Here is a 4,241-nt window from a genome sequence, read left to right on the forward strand (position 1 = left end):
ACTGTCGCGGGCTCTAAATCATGCGGGCCCCCCCGCGGCCGGGCCGGCCGGGCGGTGGCGTGCTCTATTTTCCGCACCCCGGAGCCCCCGCGCCCGCCGCCCGCCGCCCGGCACTACCCAATTCGTAGCCGTTCCTCGACCTGCCCTACACGCCGCTGCTGGCAAGCTGGTCGGTATGGCTGAACCGCTCCCCCTGCGTCCGCCACCGCCATTGCTGGACGACGCCTGTGCGTTGTTCCTCGATGTCGACGGCACCCTCATAGAATTCGCTGCGCGCCCTGACGCCGTGCAGCTCCTGCCGGATGTGCGTGAAGCCATCGGCCGTATCAGCGACCGTCTCGAAGGCGCGGTCGCCCTCGTCAGTGGTCGCCCACTGGAACAGCTGGACCAGCTGTTCGCCCCCCTGCAGCTGCCGGCCGCCGGCCTGCACGGCCACGAACTGCGTGGCGAGGACGGGCGCGTGCTGCGTGAAGAACAGGACGACGACACCGCCGAATGGCTGCATGCCCTGCACCAGCAAGCGATGCGTTTCGCCCATGGCCACCCCGGCGTGCTGGTGGAGGAAAAAGGCGCGGGCCTGGCCCTGCACTGGCGCGGCGCACCGCATGCCGCCAACGAGGTCCGCACGTTCGCCGAGCGCCATGCACGCGGCCGGCCAAGCTATCGGCTGCAGCCCGGCGATCACGTGATTGAATTCGTACCCGTCGGCACCGACAAGGGCCGCGCCGTGCGCCGGCTGATGCAGTACCTGCCCTTCCGTGGCCGCCTGCCCGTATTCCTCGGTGATGACCTCACCGATGAATTCGGCTTCGAGGCCGCCAACGGACAGCACGGCTGGAGCGTGCTGATTGGCGAACGTGAACCCAGCGCGGCGGTGTTCGCGCTGCCCGACATACGCAGCGTGCACGCCTGGCTGCGTGAGAATGCGTATTGACCCGGCCACCCCACGGCCGCAACCGAGATGTACCGCGTGATGACCCAACCCGATCTTGATCTGGGCGTGGTCGGCAACGGCAGCTTCGGCGCCCTGGTCGACAAACATGCCCGCGTTGTCTGGAGCTGCCTGCCCACCTTCGACGGCGACCCCACCTTCTGTGCCCTGCTCGGCCCCAACCAGCAGACCGGCGGCGACTTCGCCATCGAGCTGGAAGACTTCGCCAGCAGCGAGCAGGAATACCTGACCAACACCGCGATCCTGCGTACCGTGCTGCATGACAGCCACGGCGGCTCGCTGGAAATCCTCGATTTCGCCCCGCGCTGGCGGCAGAACGACCGCTTCTACCGGCCGGTCAGCCTGATCCGCCAGGTACGCCCGCTGACCGGCAGCCCGCGCATCACCGTGCTGGCGCGGCCGCTGGCCGACTGGGGCGCACGCGTGCCCGAATCGACCTGGGGCAGCAACCACGTACGCTGGATCCTGCCCGAGCACGTGCTGCGGCTGACCACCGACGTGCCCGTGCGCATGGTGCGCGAGGGGCTGCCGTTCGTGCTCAACCATCCCGTCCACCTGATCCTGGGCGTGGATGAATCGCTCAACCGCTCCATCAGCGGCTACGTGCAGGAAGCCTTCCAGCGCACCGCCAATTACTGGCGCGAATGGGTGCGCTACCTGTCCATCCCGCTGGAATGGCAGGACGCGGTGATCCGCAGCGCGATCACCCTGAAGCTGTGCCAGTACGAGGACAGCGGCGCGATCATCGCGGCGATGACCACCTCCATTCCCGAAGCGCCCGGCAGCGTGCGCAACTGGGACTATCGCTACTGCTGGCTGCGTGACGCGGCGTTCGTGGTGCGTGCACTGAACCGCCTCGGCGCTACCCGCACGATGGAGCAGTTCCTCGGCTATATCTTCAACCTGGCCACCACCGACGGCACCCTGCAGCCGCTGTACGGCATCGGCTTCGAGGCCAAGCTGGACGAGGACGAAGTACCCACGCTGTCCGGCTACCGCGGCATGGGCCCGGTGCGCCGCGGCAACCTGGCCTGGGTGCAGCGCCAGCACGATGTCTACGGCAGCGTGGTCCTGGCATCGACCCAGCTGTTCTTCGACCGCCGCCTGCAGGATCCGGGCGATGCGCATACCTTCGCGCGCCTGGAACCGCTGGGCGAGCAGGCGTTCGCCCTGCACGACGTGCCCGATGCGGGCCTGTGGGAATTCCGCGGCCGCACCGAAGTGCACACCTACACCAGCGCGATGTGCTGGGCGGCCTGCGACCGCCTGTGCAAGATCGCCGTGCGCCTCAAGCTCGACGACCGCGCGAACTACTGGCGCGAGCGTGCCGACACCATCCACGCACGCATCATGGAAAAAGCGTGGAGCGAAGAACTCGGCCACTTCACCGATACCTTCGACGGCCACCGCCTGGATGCCTCGTTGCTGCTGCTGGCCGACATCGGCTTCATCGATGCGCTGGACGCGCGCTTCATCGCCACCGTTGAGGCCATCGGCCGCGATCTGAAGCACGGCAATTCGCTGTACCGCTACGTGGCGCCGGATGATTTCGGCGAACCGGAAACCAGCTTCACCATCTGCACGTTCTGGTACATCGACGCACTGGCAGCGATCGGCCGCATGGACGAAGCCCGCGAGATGTTCGAGCTGCTGCTCAACCAGCGCAACCACCTCGGTCTGCTCTCCGAGGATCTGGCCTTCGACGGTGGCGAAGCCTGGGGCAACTTCCCGCAGACCTATTCGCACGTCGGCCTGATCACCGCCGCCATGCGCCTGTCGCGTTCCTGGCAGGAGGCCTCATGAGCCGCCTGGTGGTTGTCTCCAACCGGGTCGCCGTGCCCGGTGAAAGCCGCGCCGGCGGCCTCGCCGTGGGCCTGCTGGCCGCGCTGAAGGAGCGCGGCGGCATGTGGTTCGGCTGGAGCGGCAAGAACGCGAAGGATGCCAGCGGCACGCTGCACCAGCAGAAGGACGGTGACATCGAGTACGTCACCATGGACCTGGCCAAGCGTGATGTGGATGGCTACTACAACGGCTTTTCCAACCGCACGCTGTGGCCGCTGCTGCACTTCCGCCTGGACCTGGTCGACTACGATCGCGGCACCCGCGAGACCTACCACAAGGTCAATGCGCTGTTCGCCGACAAGCTCGCGCCGCTGCTGCGCGAAGATGACATCGTCTGGATCCACGATTACCACCTGATTCCGCTGGGCGCGATGCTGCGCGAGCGCGGCATCGGCTGCAGGATCGGCTTCTTCCTGCATATCCCGATGCCGTCGGCCGACCTGCTGCAGGCCATGCCCGACCACCTGCGGCTGTTCTCCTCGCTGTATGCCTACGACCTGGTCGGCTTCCAGACCCAGCGCGATGCCGACCGTTTCCAGACCTACCTGCGCCTGTTCGGCGGCGGCCGCGTGCTGGAGGATGGCCGGCTGGAAGCCCCGGGCGGGCGCCGCTTCCGCGCGGCCGCCTTCCCGATCGGCATCGATACCGACCTGATTGCCCGCCAGGCTGCAACCGCAGCGACCAAGCCCTCGGTGAAGAACCTGCGCAGCAGCCTGCGCGACCGCCAGTTGGCCATCGGCGTCGACCGCCTGGACTATTCCAAGGGCCTGCCCGAACGATTCCAGGGCTTCGAGCGCTACCTGGAGCGGCACCCCGACCAGCGCGGCTCGCTGACCTACCTGCAGATCGCCCCGGTGTCGCGTGGCGACGTGACCGAGTACCGGCAGCTGCGCAGCCAGCTGGAACAGATCGCCGGGCACATCAACGGCGGCCACGCCGAGCCCGACTGGACGCCGCTGCGCTACGTCAACCAGAACTTCACCCACGCCACGCTGACCGGCTTCTACCGCGCTGCGGCGGTGGGCCTGGTGACCCCGCTGCGTGATGGCATGAACCTGGTGGCCAAGGAATACGTGGCCTCGCAGGACCCGGAAAATCCCGGCGTGCTGGTGTTGTCACTGCTCGCCGGTGCGGCCGACGAACTGAAGCAGGCACTGCTGGTGAACCCGCACGACCTGGACGGCGTGGCCGATGCCATCGCCACCGCGGCCACGATGTCGCTGCGCCGGCGCCAGGAACGCTGGCACGCGATGATGGACCACCTGCGGACGTACGACATCAACCACTGGCGCCGCAGCTACCTGGAAGCCCTGGAAGGGTAACCGCTCCTGTTTTTGTAGAGTCGGGGGGGGGGGGGGGGGGGGTGGGGGGGGGGACGGGGGGGGGGGGCGGCAACATAGAAATGCGCGCGGGGGGGGCGGGCGTCCGCGGGGGGCGGGTGGGGGGG

At 67.9% G+C, this 4,241-nt stretch carries 3 protein-coding genes; all 3 read left to right on the forward strand.

The genetic code is table 11. The features are described 5' to 3' along the window. The first annotated feature begins 175 nt into the window (after window positions 1–175). Genes otsB through otsA form a run of 3 tightly spaced genes read left to right on the forward strand, consistent with a single transcriptional unit; the run spans window position 176 to window position 4,116 of the window. Complete coding sequence (otsB, locus tag ACVOK1_RS20255; RefSeq protein ID WP_481563073.1) at window positions 176–934, forward strand: trehalose-phosphatase; 759 nt, start codon at window positions 176–178, stop codon at window positions 932–934. Window positions 935–973: 39 nt separating this feature from the next. Continuing rightward, complete coding sequence (locus tag ACVOK1_RS20260) at window positions 974–2,755, forward strand: glycoside hydrolase family 15 protein (protein WP_481563074.1); 1,782 nt, start codon at window positions 974–976, stop codon at window positions 2,753–2,755. After that, window positions 2,752–4,116, forward strand: coding sequence for an alpha,alpha-trehalose-phosphate synthase (UDP-forming) (otsA, locus tag ACVOK1_RS20265; RefSeq protein WP_481563075.1), 1,365 nt, complete (start codon window positions 2,752–2,754; stop codon window positions 4,114–4,116). The genes ACVOK1_RS20260 and otsA overlap by 4 nt, the downstream gene beginning before the upstream one ends. Window positions 4,117–4,241 lie beyond the last annotated feature (125 nt).

The organism is Stenotrophomonas sp. STEN087 (genome assembly GCF_056759115.1).